Origin of the sequence: Nocardioides sp. zg-1228, from assembly GCF_017086465.1 — a bacterium.
Lineage (GTDB): Bacteria > Actinomycetota > Actinomycetes > Propionibacteriales > Nocardioidaceae > Nocardioides.
Genome location: NZ_CP070961.1, coordinates 1,693,081 through 1,711,174 on the forward strand (window position 1 = coordinate 1,693,081; position 18,094 = coordinate 1,711,174).

Annotated in this window: 11 protein-coding genes; 8 read left to right on the forward strand and 3 right to left on the reverse strand. The window is 72.2% G+C overall.

Annotation, left to right across the window (positions count from 1 at the left end):
• Positions 1 to 56 precede the first annotated feature (56 nt).
• Together JX575_RS08105 and JX575_RS08110 are read left to right on the forward strand one after the other, a co-directional pair.
• Entirely contained in the window at positions 57 to 5,375 is a 5,319-nt protein-coding gene (locus tag JX575_RS08105; RefSeq protein WP_186341939.1) for an ExeM/NucH family extracellular endonuclease, read from the forward strand.
• 167 nt (positions 5,376 to 5,542) lie between these two features.
• A complete protein-coding gene (locus JX575_RS08110; RefSeq protein WP_186341940.1) occupies positions 5,543 to 7,873 on the forward strand; it encodes a bifunctional UDP-sugar hydrolase/5'-nucleotidase in 2,331 nt (776 codons plus the stop codon).
• Positions 7,874 to 7,909: 36 nt separating this feature from the next.
• On the opposite strand, the gene JX575_RS08115 is transcribed toward JX575_RS08110, so the two are convergent.
• Positions 7,910 to 9,676 (reverse strand): glycoside hydrolase family 15 protein, encoded by a 1,767-nt coding sequence (locus JX575_RS08115; protein WP_186341941.1) that lies wholly within the window; start codon positions 9,674 to 9,676, stop codon positions 7,910 to 7,912.
• 18 nt (positions 9,677 to 9,694) lie between these two features.
• Between JX575_RS08115 and JX575_RS08120 the strand changes: the two genes are divergently transcribed.
• The gene (locus JX575_RS08120) at positions 9,695 to 10,183 is read left to right on the forward strand and encodes a CinA family protein (protein WP_186341942.1); all 489 of its coding nucleotides are present in this window, start codon (positions 9,695 to 9,697) and stop codon (positions 10,181 to 10,183) included.
• A gap of 103 nt (positions 10,184 to 10,286) precedes the next feature.
• Positions 10,287 to 10,583, forward strand: coding sequence for a helix-turn-helix transcriptional regulator (locus JX575_RS08125; RefSeq protein WP_186341943.1), 297 nt, complete (start codon positions 10,287 to 10,289; stop codon positions 10,581 to 10,583).
• Positions 10,584 to 10,589: 6 nt separating this feature from the next.
• Here JX575_RS08125 and JX575_RS08130 read toward each other — a convergent pair whose 3' ends face one another.
• Positions 10,590 to 11,381 (reverse strand): Fpg/Nei family DNA glycosylase, encoded by a 792-nt coding sequence (locus tag JX575_RS08130; protein ID WP_186341944.1) that lies wholly within the window; start codon positions 11,379 to 11,381, stop codon positions 10,590 to 10,592.
• The gene (locus JX575_RS08135; RefSeq protein WP_186341945.1) at positions 11,374 to 15,918 is read right to left on the reverse strand and encodes an ATP-dependent helicase; all 4,545 of its coding nucleotides are present in this window, start codon (positions 15,916 to 15,918) and stop codon (positions 11,374 to 11,376) included. Before JX575_RS08135 ends, JX575_RS08130 begins: the two co-directional genes overlap by 8 nt.
• Positions 15,919 to 16,055: 137 nt before the next feature.
• On the opposite strand from JX575_RS08135, the gene JX575_RS08140 reads away from it, so the two are divergent.
• The 4 genes from JX575_RS08140 to JX575_RS08155 all read left to right on the forward strand — a co-directional run bounded on the left by JX575_RS08140 (position 16,056) and on the right by JX575_RS08155 (position 18,067).
• A complete protein-coding gene (locus JX575_RS08140; protein WP_186341946.1) occupies positions 16,056 to 16,280 on the forward strand; it encodes a hypothetical protein in 225 nt (74 codons plus the stop codon).
• Positions 16,281 to 16,346: 66 nt separating this feature from the next.
• On the forward strand, positions 16,347 to 17,051 hold the full coding sequence (locus JX575_RS08145; protein WP_186341947.1) for a glycoside hydrolase family 16 protein: 705 nt from the start codon (positions 16,347 to 16,349) through the stop codon (positions 17,049 to 17,051).
• A 73-nt stretch (positions 17,052 to 17,124) separates the two neighbouring features.
• Positions 17,125 to 17,718 (forward strand): GNAT family N-acetyltransferase, encoded by a 594-nt coding sequence (locus JX575_RS08150; protein WP_186341948.1) that lies wholly within the window; start codon positions 17,125 to 17,127, stop codon positions 17,716 to 17,718.
• A 73-nt stretch (positions 17,719 to 17,791) separates the two neighbouring features.
• The gene (locus JX575_RS08155; protein WP_186341949.1) at positions 17,792 to 18,067 is read left to right on the forward strand and encodes a Fe-S cluster assembly protein HesB; all 276 of its coding nucleotides are present in this window, start codon (positions 17,792 to 17,794) and stop codon (positions 18,065 to 18,067) included.
• Positions 18,068 to 18,094: the final 27 nt, after the last annotated feature.

Below are 18,094 nucleotides of genomic sequence, written 5' to 3' on the forward strand. Positions count from 1 at the left end.
GGGCCGCCGTAGGCGAAGATGCGTCGGACACATCCAGCCGAACATTCGGAGCACCTATGCGCACACCCGCGCTCCCCTCACCGCGTCGTATCGCGGTGGGAGCGGGTCTGGCCGTCCTGGCCGCCGGACTCACCCCGATCGCAGCAGCAACCGCCAACCCTGCCGGCACCGACCTCGTCATCAGCGAGGTCTATGGCGCCGGCGGCAACACCGGCGCCGTCTACAACGCAGACTTCGTCGAGCTGCGAAACCCGACGGCCGCCCCGATCAGCTTGGCGGGCAAGTACCTGCACTACCGCGCTGCCACCGGCAACTCCGGGGGCAACCCGGTCGCCCTGAGTGGCAGCGTCCCCGCGGGTGGCACGTGGCTCGTCCAGATGTCTGGGGTGGGTGCGGTGGGAGATGCGCTACCGGCCCCTGACCAGACCGCCAGCCCGGTCATCGGCATGGCTGGCGCGGGTGGTCAGGTCATCCTCGCGACCATCCCCTCGGTCATCCCCAACACGACTGCCGGCAACCTCGCGGGCGCCCCGGGCATCCTCGACATGGTCGGTACGACGGGTGCGACGAGCTTCGAGACGGCCGCCACCAGCGCACCTGCGTCGGCCACCGTGTCGCTCAACCGGAACCAGGACACCGACAACAACAGCGCGGACTTCACCACCGCCGGACCGTCGCCGACCGCGTCCGCGGCCGGCCCGGTCACCGGCCCGGCTGTCGCCACCGTGACCAACAAGTCCTTCGTGGTCGGCGAGCCGATCACGCCGTTCACCGTCACCGCGACGGGCGGCGCGACGCCGTACACGTGGTCCGCGACGGGCCTGCCCGCCGGGCTCTCGATCAGCTCCACGTCGGGCGAGGTCTCCGGCACGCCGGCGACGACCGGCAACTCCTCGGTGACTGTCACGGCGACCGACGCCGATGAGGACTCCGGCTCCACGACGTTCACCATCTCCGTGACGCCCGCAGCCGGCGCGGTCACCCCGATCGCCCAGATCCAGGGCACCGGGGCGGCGACCCCGCTCGACGGCCAGACCGTCACCACCCAGGGCGTCGTCACGGCGTCGTACCCGGCGGGCGGCCTCAACGGCTTCTACATCCAGACCCCGGGTGCCGACACCCCTGACGCGTCCGACGCCGTGTTCGTCTATGGCGGCACGTCCGGCTTCGCGAGCTACCCGGCCGTGGGCGACTCGGTCAAGGTGACCGGCCAGGCCGCCGAGTTCTCCGGGGCCACCCAGATCGTCGCCACCGACTCGGGCGTGACCTCGATCGCCTCGCTCGGCACGGTGACGCCGAAGACCGTGATCCCCGGCACCGACTGCGCGCTGCCGGGCACGAGCTGCCTCACCGGCACCGCGCTCGACCAGGCCCGCGAGCTCGCCGAGGGTGAGCTCTTCCAGCCGACCGCCCCGTGGACCGCGACCGACGTCTACGACGGTGGCCCCTACTACAACGACGGCTCGAACTCCACCGCCTTCCGCGGCGAGCTCGGCGTCGTGGCCAACAGCGCCGAGCCGCTCGTCGCCCCGACCGAGATCATCGACGCGCAGGCCACCGCTCAGGTCGCCGAGCGCAAGCGCTACAACGACGCGCACCGGATCATCCTCGACGACGGCTCGTCGTGGACCTTCTCCACGACGCAGAACAACGACAAGCCCTTCCCGTGGTTCACCGACACCCACAGCGTCCGCGTGGGATCGGCGATCACGTTCCCCAAGCCCGTCGTGTTCACCTACGGCTTCAACGCCTGGCGCGTCCTGCCCCAGTCGCAGGTCGTCGGCGACCCGACCGGAACGATCAACTTCAGCCAGACGCGTCCCTCGGCTCCCGAGGAGGTGGGCGGCGACCTGAAGCTCGCCACGTTCAACGTGCTCAACTTCTTCCCGACCACGGGCGCGGAGTTCGTGAGCTCGGGCCTGGGCACGTGCACCTACTACAACGACCGCAGCGGCGCTCCCATCAGCAACAACCAGTGCAACCCCAACGGACCTCGCGGGGCGGCCAACGAGGCGAACCTCGTCAGGCAGCGGGACAAGATCGTCGCGGCGATCAACACCGCCGACGCCGACATCGTCTCGCTCGAGGAGCTCGAGAACTCGGTCCAGTTCGGCAAGGACCGTGACTTCGCGATCAACAAGCTCGTCGACGCCCTCAACGCGGCCGCCGGCGCGGGCACCTGGGCCGCGGTGCCGTCGCCCGCGGCGAGCGAGCTGCCCCCGCTCAGCGAGCAGGACGTGATCCGCAACGGATTCATCTACCAGCCGGCCAACGTCGCGCTGGTCGGGGCGTCCGACGTCCTGGCCGACCTCTCCACGGGCACCGAGGCCTTCGCCGACGCCCGTGAGCCGGTCGCCCAGGCGTTCAAGAAGGTCGGAACGGCTGACGCCGACGCCTTCGCCGTCATCGTCAACCACTTCAAGTCCAAGGGCTCCGGCACGGCAGATCCCAACGGTCAGGGCAACGCCAACGACCGTCGGATCCTGCAGGCCAACGCGCTCGTGACGTTCGCCAACGAGTTCAAGACCGCTCGGGGCATCTCGCGCGTCTTCCTGGCGGGCGACTTCAACGCCTACTCCGAGGAGGACCCGATCCAGGTCCTCGAGGCGGCCGGCTACACCAACCTCGACTCCGACACTGAGGGCGAGGAGAGCTACAACTTCGACGGCATGGTCGGCTCGCTCGACCACGTGCTCGCCAACGAGGCGGCGCTCGCGACCGTCGAGGGCGTCGACGTGTGGGACATCAACGCCTACGAGTCGGTCTACTACGAGTACGCGCGCTTCAACACCAACGTCACCAACCTCTACGTGGCCAACCCGTACCGCTCCTCCGACCACAACCCGGAGATCGTGGGCATCGACACGGCGCCCGCCGCGGACGGGCCGGTGGAGATCCAGGTGCTCGGCACCAACGACTTCCACGGTCGCCTGCTCAACAGCACCGGCGCCCCGTTCCCCAACGACGCCGGCGCAGCGGTGCTGTCCGGTGCCGTGAAGCAGCTGCGGGGGCAGCGGCCCAACACGGTGTTCGCCGCGGCCGGTGACCTCATCGGCGCCTCGACGTTCGAGTCCTTCATCCAGAAGGACGTCCCGACGATCGACGCGCTCAACGAGGCGGGCCTCGAGGTCTCCGCGGTCGGCAACCACGAGTTCGACGCCGGCTACGCCGACCTCGTCGACCGGGTGATCCCGCTCGCCGACTGGGAGTACATCGGCGCCAACGTCGACAAGCCCGGCGCTGCCGCCGAGGACCTGCTCGAGCCGACGTTCGTCAAGGAGATGGACGGCGTCCAGGTCGGCTTCATCGGCGCGGTCACCGAGCACCTCGACGAGCTGGTCTCCCCGGCCGGCATCGAGGGCGTCGAGATCGAGGACATCGTCACCGCCACCAACCGCGAGGCCGACGCCCTGCGGGCCGACGGCGTCGACGTGATCGTCCTGCTGGTCCACGAGGGTGCTCCGAGCACCGCGTGCGCCACCATGGACGACGACCCGGCCTCGGACTTCGGCTCGATCATCACCAGCGTCAACGACAACGTCGACGCCATCGTCTCGGGCCACACCCACCTCGCCTACAACTGCTCCTTCCCGGTTGCGGGCTGGGCGGACCGCGAGGTGACCGAGCGGCCGGTGGTCTCCGCCGGTCAGTACGGCACGCGCCTCAACCAGCTGCTGTTCGAGGTCGACCCCGCCACCGGCGAGGTGGAGGCCGTGACGCAGACCCTGCTCGACCTGGAGAACGGCACGGGTGCGGCTCTCTACCCCGTCGATGCCCCGACCAAGGCGATCGTCGACGCGGCCGTCGACGCGGCCGACACCCTCGGCGCGGAGGAGCTGGGCAAGATCAACGGCCCGTTCTACCGGTCCAAGCTGGCCAACGGCACGACCGAGAACCGCGGCAACGAGTCCACCCTGGGCAACCTGGTGGCCGAGGTGCAGCGCTGGGCGACGCCCGCCACAGTGGGAGGCGCACAGATCGCGTTCATGAACCCTGGCGGCATGCGTGACGACATGGTCGGCGTGTCGGGCGAATTCCCGCGCACGCTGACCTATCGCCAGGCGGCCAACGTCCAGTCGTTCGCCAACACCCTGGTGAACATGGACATGACCGGTGCCCAGATCAAGGACGTCCTCGAGCAGCAGTGGCAGCCGACCGGCGCGAGCCGGCCGTTCCTGCGACTCGGCGTCTCCGAGGGCTTCACCTACACCTACGACGCCACGAAGCCCGCGGGATCCCGCATCACGGCCATGTGGCTCGACGGTGAGCCGGTCGATGCGACCACGTCGTACTCGGTGACGGCCAACTCGTTCCTGGCAGGAGGCGGCGACAACTTCGGCGCGTTCAACCAGGCGACGGGCAAGCAGGACACCGGCAAGGTGGACCTGGCCGCGATGGTCGAGTACATGGCCGAGTTCGCCGACACCGACGCGGGCGACCAGCCCTTGCCGGTGGACTACTCGCAGCGCGCTGTCAACGTCACGTTCCCGGCGCAGGCGCCGGCGTCGTACGCTCCGGGCGACGACGTCGAGTTCAGCGTGTCCTCGCTCTCGATGAGCGGTCCGGGCGACCTGACCGACACCGAGCTCGAGATCGCGCTCGGCGACCAGGTCCTCGGCACGACGCCGGTGACCACGGCCGTCCAGGCGGCGCTGCCGGGCTTCGACGAGACCGGCACTGCCTCGGTCGACGTCGTGCTGCCCGACTGCGCGAGTGGCGAGACGTTGACGTTGACCGGTGACAAGACCGGCACGACTGTGCTCGTTCCGATCGAGGTCGACTGCATCGAGACGACCGTGGTGGCCACCGACGTGACCATCAAGGACGGCTCCGCGGGATCGATCCCTGTCGCGGTCACGCCCAGCAGCGCCACCGGCCAGGTCGTCCTCGGCCTCGGGCAGATGACGCTGGACGCCACGCTGGTCGGTGGGAAGGCCTCGATCGCGATCGCCGCCGGCGCCCTGCCGGTCGGCGTGCACCGGCTGCCGATCGGCTACACCGGCGACGACCGTCACGCGTCCTCGAAGGGCACCGTGACCGTCACGGTGACCGCCAAGGACGCACCGGTCCCGCCGACCACGGAGCCGACGAAGGTGGACCCGACCCTCAAGGTGCGCGACGCCAAGGGCACGGTCGGCAAGAAGGTGCGGTTCACCGTGCGGGTCAAGGCCGGCGACGAGAGGGCCACCGGCTGGATCAAGGTCAACGTCAAGGGCTCGAAGAAGGTGTTCCGGTTCAAGGTCAAGGACGGCAAGGCCATGGTCAAGCTCCCCGCCTTCAACCGTCCCGGCACCAAGAAGGTGGTCGTGCGTTACCTCGGTGACGACACGGTCAAGCGCGACAAGACGGTGGTCAAGGTGAGGATCAGGCGCTGACCTGACACCTCGGCCACCGGCGGCCCCCGCCCTGCTACGGCAGGCCGGGGGCCGCTGTCGTGCCCGGGCCGGGAGATGTCCACAGCGGGTTCGTTCTTCGCCGGTCAGCCGCCGTGCGAGCGGGTTAGGGTGTGCCCCCACCCACCCTGATGAAAGGCCACCCACTCGTGCCAGCATCACGAACCGGTCGCAGATTCGCCCTCGCGACATCCCTGACGGCGCTGCTCGCAGCACCGCTCGCGGTCGTCGCCACCGCCGCCCCGGCCAACGCCGTGCCGACGGACGTCCAGATCCTCGCCACCAACGACTTCCACGGTCGACTGCTCGCCAACGGCGCCGAGGCGGGTGCCGCCCAGTTCGCCGGCGCCGTCGCCCAGCTCGAGGCCGACCACTCGGGCCCGACCGTCTTCGCCGCCGGCGGAGACCTCATCGGCGCCTCGACCTTCGACTCCTTCATCCAGAAGGACAAGCCCACCCTCGACGCCCTCAACGCGGCCGGCCTCGACGTGTCCGCGGCGGGCAACCACGAGTTCGACGGCGGCTACGCCGACCTCGTCAACCGCGTGATGGCGCCCTTCGACGCCACCGGCAACCCCTACGGCGGGGCGACGTGGCAGTACATCGCCGCCAACGTCCGCAAGAAGTCCGACAGCTCCTACGCGCTGCCCGACATCACCGCGCGTACGCCCGACCCGGCCGACGCCTCCGACGGCGGCACCTGGACCACGACCGTCGGCGGCGTGAAGGTCGGCTTCATCGGCGGCGTCACCGAGGAGCTCTCCTCGCTCGTGAGCCCCACCGGCATCGCCGACGTCAAGGTGAGCAGCATCATCGCCGAGACCAACGCCGCGGCCGACGCGCTCAAGGCGGACGGCGCCGACCTCGTCATCCTGCTCGTCCACGAGGGCGCTCCGACGACCAAGCTGGCCGACGCCCAGAGCAACGACAACGCGTTCGGCCGGATCGTCAACGGGGTCGACAACGACGTCAGCGCGATCATCTCCGGTCACACGCACCTGGCCTACAACCACACGATCAACGGTCGCCCGGTCGTCTCGGCCGGTCAGTACGGCACCAACCTCAACAAGCTGGTCTTCAGCGTCGACCCCGACACCGACGCGGTCAGCGTCGTGAGCCAGGAGGTCGTCGCTGCCGGCACGCTCGCGCTCACCGCGCAGGCCGCGATCGACCTGAAGGCCGAGGTCAAGCAGACCGTCGACGCCGCCGTCGCCCGTGGCAACGTGCTCGGCGCCGCCGAGCTCGGCTCCGTCGCGGGGGCGTTCGACCGGGCACGCCTGGCGAGCGGCACCGAGAACCGGGGCGGCGAGTCCACCCTCAGCAACCTGGTCGCCGAGGTCCAGCGCTGGGCCACGTCCACGCCCGAGGCGGGAGCGGCGCAGATCGCGTTCATGAACCCCGGCGGCCTGCGCGACGACATGCGCGGCGTGGCCGGCGGCTTCCCCGCCAAGCTGACCTACAAGCAGGCGGCCAACGTCCAGTCGTTCGCCAACACGCTGGTCAACATGAAGATGACGGGCGCGCAGATCAAGACGCTGCTCGAGCAGCAGTGGCAGACCAACCCGGGTGGCCCGGTCCCGACCCGGCCGTTCCTGCGCCTGGGCGTGTCGAAGGGCTTCTTCGCCACCTACGACCCCACCCGTGCCGAGGGTGACCGCGTCACCGGCATGTGGCTCGACGGCAAGCTGATCGAGCCCGCCACGCAGTACTCGGTGACGGCCAACTCGTTCCTCGCGGGCGGTGGCGACAACTTCCGCGCCTTCAACCAGGCCACGGCCAAGCGCGACACCGGCAAGGTCGACCTGCAGGCCATGGTCGACTACATGGCCCAGTTCGCCGCGAAGGCTCCGCTGGCCGTGAACACCAACCAGCAGCACGTCAACGTCACCTGGCCGGCAGGCGCCCCGCGCTTCTACCGGCTCGGCCAGAAGGTGGAGCTCGCGCTGTCGTCGCTCGCGATGACCGGTCCCACCGACCCCAAGGACGCCAAGCTCGACGTCAAGGTCGGCGACAAGGGGCTCGACGCGCAGGCCGTCAACAACACCCTCGGCACCGCCGTCTACGACGACTACGGCACCGCCGCGGTGTCGGTGAAGCTCAAGGGCAAGGTCAGGACCGGCAAGCAGCTGATCACCTTCACCGGCCCGACCACCGGCACGACGTTCTCGCTGCCGATCGACGTCCGCAAGGCCAAGGCCGCGCTCAAGGTCCGCACCAAGCCCGGACGCATCGTGCGCGGCGAGACCCGCACCCGGCTCAAGATCAAGACCTCCGCGCTCGGCATCGCCGGCGTCACCGGCAAGGTCGTGGTCAAGGTCGGTGGCAAGAAGTACACGGTCAAGCTCAAGAAGGGCAAGGCGTTCGTCCGCCTCGACCGGTTCGCCAAGGCCGGCAAGAAGAAGATCGTCGTGTCGTACGCCGGGAGCCGCAAGGTCCGCGGCGCCCGCGAGGTCATCACGGTCAAGGTCCGTCGCAGCTGACGGTCCACCTGTCCCGGCTCGCGGCCCTCGTCCTGCTCAGCGCAGGGCGAGGGCCGCTTGCACGAGGGTCAGGTGGCTGAAGGCCTGCGGGAAGTTGCCCGCCATCCGGCGGTGACCGACGTCGTACTCCTCCGAGAGCAGGCCCACGTCGTTGGCCAGTGCGCAGAGGCGATCCATCAGCGCGTGCGCCTCGTCGCGGCGCCCGGCGGCCGCAAGCGCGGAGACCAGCCAGAACGAGCAGGCCAGGAACGGGTTCTCGTCGCCGGGGATCCCGTCGACCCCCGTCTCGGTGCGGTAGCGCAGGAGGAGGCCGTCGACCGACAGGTCGGCGCGCACCGCGCCGATCGTGCCCAGTACGCGGGGGTCGTCACCGGGCAGGAAGCCGACCAGCGGGATCGTGAGCAGCGACGCGTCCACCTCGGTGGTGTCGTAGTGCTGGGTGAAGGTGCCGCGCTGGTGGTCGAAGCCCTTGTCGAGCACCTCCTCGCGCACCCGGTCGCGCAGCTCGCGCCACCGCTCCAGCGGGCCGTCGAGGCCGTGCCGCTCGATCGCCCGCACGCCGCGGTCGAAGGCGACCCACACCATGACGCGCGAGTGCGTGAAGTGCCGCTGGGGACCGCGGATCTCCCACAGGCCGTTGTCGGGCTCGTCCCAGTGCTCGGCGAGCTCGTCGACGAGGGCGCGCTGGAGCGCCCACGAGTTGGGCGTCTCGTGCAGGCCCGCCTCGCGGGCCAGCTCGAGCGCGATCATCACCTCGCCCAGCACGTCGTTCTGGCGCTGCGACACGGCGCCGTTGCCGATGCGCACGGGCCTGCTGTCGGCATACCCCGGCAGGTGCGGCACCTCGCGCTCGGGCAGCTGGCGGCCGCCGTCGACGGCATACATGATCTGCAGGTCGGCCGGGTCGCCGGCCACTGCCCGCAGCAGCCAGTCACGCCACTGGAGCGCCTCGTCGGGGTATCCGGCCCCGAGCAGCGACTCCAGGGTGAGGGCCGCGTCGCGCAACCAGCAGAAGCGGTAGTCCCAGTTGCGCTCGCCGCCGAAGTGCTCGGGGAGCGAGGTGGTCGGGGCGGCGACGATCCCGCCCGTCTCGTCGTGCGTCATGAGCAGCAGCGTGAGCAGGCTGCGCTGCACCAGGTCGGCGTGCGCGACGTCGCCGGGCGCGTGGTCGGACCAGGCACGCTGGTCGGCGATCGTGGCGGCGATGCGCCGATCGAAGTCCAGGGGCTCGGGCACGTCGTTCCACGAGTGCACCCAGGTGGTGGAGAACGTCACCTCGTCGCCGGCCGAGAGGTCGAACTCGTCGCTGTGGCGGCCGTCGTGGCCCCGGGGCAGGTGGGGCCCCCGGAGGACGAGCTTGTCGGGACCCGCGACCGCCACCACCAGCTCACTGCCGTGCGCGCTCTCGCGGCTCACCCACGGCCGCACCTGGCCGTAGTCGGTGCGCACCACCCAGTCGTGGCGGATCCGCACCGTGCCGCGGGTGCACGTCAGGCGGCGTACGACGTCCGCGCGGCCGTCGCGGGCCGGCATCGCGTCGAGCAGCACCACCTCGCCGTCCGCGGTGGTGAACGTCGTCTCGAGCACCGCGGTGCCGTCGACGTAGCGCCTGCTGGTGGCGACGACCTCGTCGGCCGGAGCCAGCAGCCACCGGCCGTTGTCCTCGGTGCCCAGCAGCGCCGCGAAGCACGCGGGGGAGTCGAAGCGCGGCAGGCAGAGCCAGTCGATCGAGCCGTCCTTGCCCACCAGAGCGGCCGTGCCGCGGTCGCCGATGAGTGCGTAGTCCTCGATGGGAAGTGCCATGCGGCTAGTCTCGCCGACATGTGGTCAGGGGATCGGGCAGGCGACACCGCCGCGCGCGTCCTGGCGTCCCTGGCGCGGCGCGACGAGACCCTCGCGACGGCCGAGTCGCTGACCGGCGGGCTGCTGGCGGCGCGGCTGACGGACGTGCCGGGCGCGTCACGCGGCTTCGTCGGGGGAGTGGTGTCATACGCCACGAGGGTCAAGGTCGCGACGCTCGGCATCCCCGCCGCGGTGGTCGAGGAGCACGGCGTGGTGTCCCAGGAGTGCGCGCTCGCGATGGCGAGCGGCGTGCGCGACCGCCTCGCGACCACGTGGGGCCTGGCCACCACCGGGGTCGCCGGGCCCGACGAGCAGGAGGGCCGGCCGGTCGGGACGGTCTGGGTGGCGGTGGCCGGTCCGGACGGGTCGACGGCGCGCCTGCTGGGCCTCGACGGCGACCGGGCGGCGATCCGCGAGGCCACGTGCGACGCGGTCCTGGCGCTCCTGGCGGACCAGCTGAGGTCCTGATCGGCGTCGAAGTGCGGGTAACCGGTCGGGAAGAAGGGGCCCTCGGGTAGCGTTGGGGCAGAGACTTCCTCACCCACGCAACTCCGAGAGCAAGGACTCACGCATGGTGCTCTTCCGACGACTGCTCGGCGACGTGCTCCGGCGTGCGCGGATGCAGCGCGGGATGACCCTGCGGGAGCTGTCGGCCGAGGCTCGCGTCAGCCTGGGCTACATCTCCGAGATCGAGCGGGGCCAGAAGGAGGCGTCGTCCGAGCTCCTGGCGTCGCTGTGCCAGGCGATGGACCTGCCGCTGTCGGACGTGCTGCGCGAGGTCGCCGACGCGGTCTCGATCGAGGAGGCGGCCCTCGGCATGGTCGTCAGCGCCCGCCCGGCCCGCGACGTGGTGGCCTCCGCCGCCTGACCCGGCTCATCGCGCGGGCTGGCAGCTCGGGCACCAGTAGGCGGCCCGCTCACGCCCCGGGTCGCCGAGCATCGCGACCGCGATCGGCGTGCCGCAGCGCCGACACGGCGAGCGGTCGCGCCGGTAGACCCACATCCGCTCCCGGGGACGGAGGTCGCCGGTCGTGGTCTGGATCGCCCGCTCCTTGTTGGCCTGGAGCATCTGCTGGCCGCGGCGCACGAGCCGGGGGAGCTGGTCGACCGTCGCCACGGCGTCGGCGGGGTTGACACCCATCGTGAAGCACAGCTCGGCCATGTACATGTTGCCGATGCCCGCCAGGTTGCGCTGGTCGAGCAGCGCCTCGCCGATCGCGCGAGCCGGCTGGGAGCGCAGGTTGGCCAGGGCACGGTCGACGTCCCAGTCGGGCCCGAGCAGGTCGGGGCCGAGGTGCGCCACGAGCCCGGCCTCCTGCTCGCGCGGCACCAGCTCGACGACGCCGAGCTGGAAGCCGACGGCCGTGCGGCCCGCGATGCCCAGCACCAGGCGGACCTGGGCGTCGGGACGTCGCCACCGCTCACCGGTGGGGTAGACGTGCCACGAGCCCTCCATCTTGAGGTGCGTGTGGATCGTCCAGGCGCGCTCGTGGTCGACGCGGGTGAGCAGGTGCTTGCCGCGCGACAGGGTGCGGATGACGGTGCCCTCGCGGAGGTCGACGGTGGCGAAGGCCGGCACGCGGAAGTCGGTGAGCGTGAGCCGGTGGCCCGTGAGCGCGCGGTCGAGCCTGGCCGCGGCCCGGTAGACGGTGTCCCCCTCAGGCACGCAGCCTCAACCCCTTCGGCGTCGCCACGAACCCCGCCGCCGTCAGCGCCAGCCGGATCGGGGTCTCTCCGCCGCTGCCGATGAGCGCCTGCCCGTCGGCCTTCTCCACGGTGAGCCGGCCGAGCGCGCCGCGCCGGGCGGCCTCGGCCAGAGCGGCCATCGCGGGACCGAGCACGTCGAGGTCGTCGCTCCAGGTGAGCAACGTGCGGCCGCCACGCTCCACGTAGACGGTCAGCGCGCCGTCGACGAGCACGACCAGCGCGCCGGCCTTGCGGCCGGGCCGGTGCCCGGCGCGCTGGGGGTCGCCGGCGTCGGGCCACGGCAGGGCGGCGCCGTAGACGTTGGCCGGATCGGTGGCCGCGAGGGCGACGACGGTCGGCTTGGTGCCGGCCCTGGCGCTGTCGGGCTCGGCGAAGGTGCGCAGCCGGTCGATCGCGCCGGCGGTGCCGAACTGAGCGGCCCCCAGGCCCTCGATGAAGTAGCCGCGGCGGCAGCGGCCGGTGTCCTCGAAGGCGCTGAGCACCTTGTAGACACCCGCGAAGCCGCCCGCCACCCGCTCGCTGACGACGGCACCGCGGGTGACGACGCCGTGCCGCTCGAGGAGGTGCTCGGCGCGGGCATGGGCGCGCCGGGTCGGGTCGCCGTCGCGCTCGGGGAGCAGCGCCCAGCGGCCTGCCGTCTCGGGCGGGCCGGTGCGCACCGGCATCCGGCCCCGGGTCGTGCGCCCCATCCGCGGTGGCGTACGCCGGGTGCGGTGGGAGGGCGTGCCGCTGCGGACGAGCGCACGCAGCGGGGCGAGCGTGTCGTTGGTGACCAGGCCCTTCCACACCAGCTCCCACAGGGCGGTGCTGAGCTCGGCGTCGGTGGTGGAGCCGACCCGGTCGGCGAGCTGGCGGAAGAACCAGGCCCCTCCCGGGTCGAGCGCGTCGAGGACGGCCCGCTGGAGGCCGTCGGGCTCGTCGCCCTCGACCTCGGGCAGGGTCAGGTGCGCCTGGTCGGCGAGGTGGAGGCTGACCCAGCCGTCGCTGCCCGGCAGTGGCGCGTGGCCGGTCCAGATGACCTCTCCGGAGGCGGTGAGCTCGTCGAGCATCGACGGCTCGTAGTCGCGGACGCGGGCCGCGAGGACCAGCGGCTCGAGGGCGCTGGCGGGGACGGGACAGCCGGCCAGCTGGTCGATGGCGGCGACGACCCCGTCGACCCCGCGCAGCGAGCCGCCCACCCGCTGCCACGCGGGCAGGAAGCGGGCGACCGCGTCGTGGCCGACCGGCTCGATCTCCTGGCGCAGGCGGGCGAGCGAGCGGCGACGCAGCTTGCGCAGCACCTCGGCGTCGCACCACTCGGTGCCCGATCCCGAGGGCCGGAACTCGCCGTCGAGCACCCGCCCGCGGTGCGCGAGCCGCTGGAGGGTCTGTCGCGCGACCGCCTCGCCCAGCCCGAGCCGGGTGGCGACCTCGGCGGTGGTGAACGGGCCGTGGCTGCGGGCGTAGCGCGAGACGAGGTCGCCGAGCGGGTCGTCGGGCAGCTGGAGGAACGCCTCGGGGGTGCCGACGGGGACGGGCACGCCGAGGCCGTCGCGCAGCCGGCCGATGTCCTCGATCGCGGTCCACCGGTCCTCCCCGGCCATCCGGACCAGCGCGACCCGGCGGTCGAGGGAGGCCAGCCACGCCTCGACGTCGGCGCCGTCGACCGACCTCGCCCGGATCTCGTCGGTCGACAGCGGCCCGACCAGGCGCAGCAGGTCGGCGACGGCCTCGGCGTCGCGGGCGCGACGGTCGGGGGCGAGCCACTGGAGCTCGGACTCGACCTCGGTCAGCACCTCCGGGTCGAGCAGCTCGCGCAGCTCGGCCCGGCCGAGCAGCTCGGCCAGCAGACCCTGGTCGAGGGACAGCGCGGCGGCGCGGCGCTCGGCGATGGGGGAGTCGCCCTCGTAGACGAACTGCGCGACGTAGCCGAAGAGCAGGCTGCGGGCGAACGGGCTGGGCTGGGTGGTCGCGACGTCGAGGACGGTGACCTCGCGCCGCTGCACGCGACCCAGCAGCGTGACCAGGGCGGGCAGGTCGTAGACGTCCTGCAGGCACTCGCGCACGGCCTCCAGCACGATGGGGAACGCGGGGTAGCGGCTCGCGACCTCGAGGAGCTGGGCGCTGCGCTGGCGCTGCTGCCACAGGGGGCTGCGCCGTCCCGGGTCGCGGCGGGGGAGCAGCAGGGCGCGGGCGGCGCACTCGCGGAAGCGGCTGGCGAACAGCGCCGACCCGCCGACCTCCTGGGTGACGAGCTGCTCGATCTCCTCGGGCTCGAAGACGATGACCTCGCCGGTGGGCGGCTCGGCGTCGGTGTCGGGGATGCGGATGACGATGCCGTCGTCGGAGGCGACCGCCTGGCCGTCGATGTCGAAGCGCTCACGCAGCCGGGCGTTGATGGCCAGCGCCCAGGGGGCGTGGACCGGGGTGCCGTAGGGGGAGTGGACGACCAGGCGCCAGTCGCCGAGCTCGTCGCGGAACCGCTCGACCACGATCTGGGCGTCGTTGGGCACGACCTGCGTGGCCTCGCGCTGCTCGCCGAGGTAGGTGACGAGGTTGGTGGCCGCGTTGACGTCGAGGCCCCGTTCGCGGACACTCGCGATCGCCGCGGCCGCCGGCTTGGCGGCCAGCTCGCGGGTGAACGCGCCGACGGCCGCGCCGAGCTCGGCGGGGCGGCCGAGGGCGTCGCCCTTCCAGAACGGCAGGCGGCCCGGGATGCCGGGCGCCGGCGTCACGAGCACGCGGTCGTGGGTGATGTCCTCGATGCGCCAGCTGGTGGCGCCGAGGGCGAAGACGTCGCCCACGCGCGACTCGTAGACCATCTCCTCGTCGAGCTCGCCGACCCGGCTGGCCTTCTCGCCGACGAGGAAGACGCCGAACAGCCCGCGGTCGGGGATGGTGCCGCCGCTGGTGACGGCGAGCCGCTGGGCGCCGGGGCGTCCGCTGAGCTTGTCGGTCACCCGGTCCCACACGATGCGGGGGCGCAGCTCGGCGAACTCCTCGCTGGGGTAGCGCCCGCTCAGCAGGTCGAGGGTGGCGTCGAACGCCGAGCGGGGGAGCTGGGTGTAGGAGGCGGAGCGGGTGACGAGGGCGAACAGCTCGTCGACGTGCCACTCCTCCATCGCGAGGGCGGCGACGACCTGCTGGGCGAGGACGTCGAGGGGGTTGGTCGGCACCGCCATCCGCTCGATGGCGCCCGAGCGCATCCGCTCGACCGACACGGCGGTCTGCGCGAGGTCGCCGCGGTGCTTGGGGAACAGCACGCCGCGGCTGACCTCGCCGACCTGGTGGCCGGCGCGACCGACGCGCTGGAGCGCGCTGGCGACGCTCGGCGGGGACTCGATCTGGACGACGAGGTCGACCGATCCCATGTCGATGCCGAGCTCGAGGCTGCTGGTGGCGACCACGCAGGGCAGCCGCCCGCGCTTGAGGTCGTCCTCGATGACGGCGCGCTGCTCCTTGGAGACCGAGCCGTGGTGGGCCTTGGCGATGATCGTGCCGGCGCCGCTGCTCTGCCCCGACTGGGCCATGACCTGGGCCGGCGGTCCGTGGCCGGGAGCCTCCCGGCCGTCGGCCTCCCCGACTCCTGCGGCGGCCCGCTCGGCGCGGTCGGTGGCGATCTCGTTGAGCCGCGCGGTGAGCCGCTCGGCGAGGCGGCGCGAGTTGGCGAAGACGATCGTGGAGCGGTGCTGCTCGACGAGGTCGACGACGTGCTCCTCGACGTGCGGCCAGATGCTGCTCGAGCGACCCGGGTCGCCCGACTCCTCGTCGTACTCCTCGGGCATCGTCATGTCCTCGACCGGCACGACGACCCGCAGGTCCCACTCCTTGGTGCTCGGCGGGGCGACGATCTCGACGGGCTGGGTGCCGCCGAGGAACCGCGCCACCTCCTCCAGGGGACGCACCGTCGCGCTGAGGCCGATGCGCTGAGCGGGCCGGTCGAGCAGGGCGTCGAGGCGCTCGAGGCTGATGCCGAGGTGGGCGCCGCGCTTGGTGCCGGCGACGGCGTGGACCTCGTCGATGATCACCGTGTCGACGCCACGCAGCGTCTCGCGCGCCTGGCTGGTGAGCATCAGGAACAGCGACTCGGGCGTGGTGATCAGGATGTCGGGCGGGGTGGTGCCGAGCTTGCGCCGCTCGGCGGGGCTGGTGTCGCCGGAGCGCAGGCCGACCGTGAGGTCGGGGACCGTGGTCTCGAGCCGCTCGGCGGTGTGGCGGATGCCGGTCAGGGGAGCGCGGAGGTTGCGCTCGACGTCGACGCCGAGCGCCTTGAGCGGGGAGATGTAGAGGACGCGGGTGCGCCGGGTCTTGTCGTCGGGGCGCTCCGTGCTGAGCAGCCGGTCGATGGCGTGGAGGAACGCACTCAGCGTCTTGCCGCTGCCGGTCGGGGCGACGACGAGCGCGTGCTTGCCGGCGGCGATGGCGTCCCACGCGCCCTCCTGCGCCGGGGTCGGGCTCGCGAACGACGCCTCGAACCACGCGCGCGTGGGCGCGCTGAAACGGTCGAGGGCGGTCATGCCTGCAGTCTTGCACCGGGGTCCGACACCGGACCCGCCCGAAGGCGGTGCGCGGCCGTCCGGCGTCGCCCCCACCAAATGGTGGATGTTCGCGCCGACAGCCGCGCGTGCGGCGTCCACGCGCGCAGAGTGGGGCCATGACGGCAGTTCTTCTCGACGAGACGGCCACGGTGGTCCGTGAGCTGGCCGTCGCTGCCGACTCGTTCGCGGCGCGGGCCGAGGAGCAGGAGGCCTGCCGCGACCGGGCGCGACCCGGCACCGCCGTCCAGCACCGCCACGCGCACTCCGCCACCCTCTGGCGTACGGCGGAGCGGTGTCTCCGGGTGCGGATCGCGGAGCTGGAGTGCTCGACGTCCGGGTGAAGCCGCAGCCGTTGCGCGCCGCTCCGCCCCGGCCCGTGAGGGCGCCGGGACCGCCATACTGGGCCGATGTGGGTCCAGGACTTCGCGGGGGCAGCGGGGCAGCGGCCCGACCCGCGGGTGTGGACCCACGACCTCGGCGGCGGAGGCTGGGGTGATCGGCAGCGACAGGTCTACACCGACGACGTGGCCAACGCCGCCCTCGACGGCGCCGGACACCTCGCGATCACGGCGCGACGCGAGCCCGACGGCACGGTCACCTCGGCGCGCCTGACGACGCGCACCGGCTTCGCCACGACGTACGGCCGGGTCGAGGCGCGCATCAAGGTGCCGGGTGGCCGCGGCACGTGGCCCGCCTTCTGGATGCTGGGCACCGACATCGACGAGGTCGGCTGGCCCGGGTGTGGCGAGATCGACGTCATGGAGCACGTCGGAGCCGATCCCGGGCGCGCGCACGGCACGGTCCACGGCCCGGGCTTCAGCGGGATCGGCGGGGGCATCGGCTCGGCGATGGACGCAGGCACGGACCTGTCCGAGGACTTCCACGACTACGCCGTCGTCTGGGACCGGTCCGGGATCACGTGGCGCCTCGACGGCCGGGAGCACCACCGGGTGGCGCCGTCCGACGTCCCCGGCCCCTGGCCGTTCGACCATGCCTTCTTCCTCCTCGTCAACCTGGCGATCGGGGGCGACTGGCCCGGCCACGACACCGACGCCCCGGAGCTCCCTGCGGTGCTCCTGGTCGACCGGATCCGCGTCGAGGCGCTCCCCTAGGGTCTCGTCGCCGGCGCCCGCCCTGTCTCCGATCCGTCCCGCGCACGGGCCCGGCCGGTCGTAGGGTCGGCCCATGCCCGACTTCACCTGGCTCCCGGCCAACCGCGCGACGGCTGAGGACGTCGAGGCGGTGTTCGCCACCGGGGGAGCTCACAAGTGCCGTTGCCAGGCCATGAAGGTGCCGGGCTGGATCTGGCGCGACACCACCCAGGAGCAGAGGGACACCGCGCTGGTCGAGCAGACCGCCTGCGGCACCGCCGGTCCGACGTCCGGGCTGATCGGGTACGTCGACGGCGAGCCGGCCGGGTGGGTGGCGGTGGAGCCGCGGGAGAACTACCCCCGGCTGTGGAGCCGCAAGCAGGCCTGGATGCGGATGGACCCCGACCTCGAGGGGGTCTGGTCGGTCACCTGCTTCGTCGTGCGCAAGGGCTGGCGACGTGCGGGACTGACCTACGAGCTCGCCGCTGCCACCGTGGCGTACGGCGAGCAGGCCGGCGCCCGCGTCCTGGAGGGCTACCCGATCGACCCCCCGGCGGGAAAGACCGTGATCTGGGACGAGGCCTCGGTGGGCCTGGTGCAGGTCTTCCTCGAGGCCGGCTACGAGGTGGTGGCCTCGCCCACCCTGCGGCGGCGCGTGGTGCGGCGGGTGCTCGACAGCGCCTCGTGACCTGCCGGTTTGCCTGACCGGCACGTGCGAGCAAGGGTGGAGCAGACACATTCTCCCTACGGAAGGAGAGCCCGTGCTTGCTCTCACCGAGAACGTGACCGACATCGTCAAGAGGCTCGCCGAGGAGGTGCCGGAGATCTCCGCGCTCCGCATCGCCACCGAGGCGGACGGGCAGTCCCTGTCCGTGAGCCCTGCCGACCACGCGGAGGCCGACGACTTGGTCGTCGAGCAGGACGGAGCCACGATCTACGTCGACGGGCCGGCGTCGGAGTTCCTCGCCGACAAGGTGCTGGACGGAGGCGTGGACGAGGAGGGCAACATCCAGTTCGCGCTCGGCCAGCAGGCCTGACCCACCCGGCCGGCACCCGGCCGACAC

Bases quoted from the DNA above. Each gene is read 5' to 3' on its own strand.
- JX575_RS08105 (WP_186341939.1), top strand. From the start codon at position 57: ATGCGCACACCCGCGCTCCCCTCACCGCGTCGTATCGCGGTGGGAGCG.
- JX575_RS08115 (WP_186341941.1), bottom strand. From the start codon at position 9,676: ATGGCACTTCCCATCGAGGACTACGCACTCATCGGCGACCGCGGCACG.
- JX575_RS08120 (WP_186341942.1), top strand. From the start codon at position 9,695: ATGTGGTCAGGGGATCGGGCAGGCGACACCGCCGCGCGCGTCCTGGCG.
- JX575_RS08125 (WP_186341943.1), top strand. From the start codon at position 10,287: ATGGTGCTCTTCCGACGACTGCTCGGCGACGTGCTCCGGCGTGCGCGG.
- JX575_RS08135 (WP_186341945.1), bottom strand. From the start codon at position 15,918: ATGACCGCCCTCGACCGTTTCAGCGCGCCCACGCGCGCGTGGTTCGAG.
- JX575_RS08140 (WP_186341946.1), top strand. From the start codon at position 16,056: ATGACGGCAGTTCTTCTCGACGAGACGGCCACGGTGGTCCGTGAGCTG.
- JX575_RS08145 (WP_186341947.1), top strand. From the start codon at position 16,347: ATGTGGGTCCAGGACTTCGCGGGGGCAGCGGGGCAGCGGCCCGACCCG.
- JX575_RS08150 (WP_186341948.1), top strand. From the start codon at position 17,125: ATGCCCGACTTCACCTGGCTCCCGGCCAACCGCGCGACGGCTGAGGAC.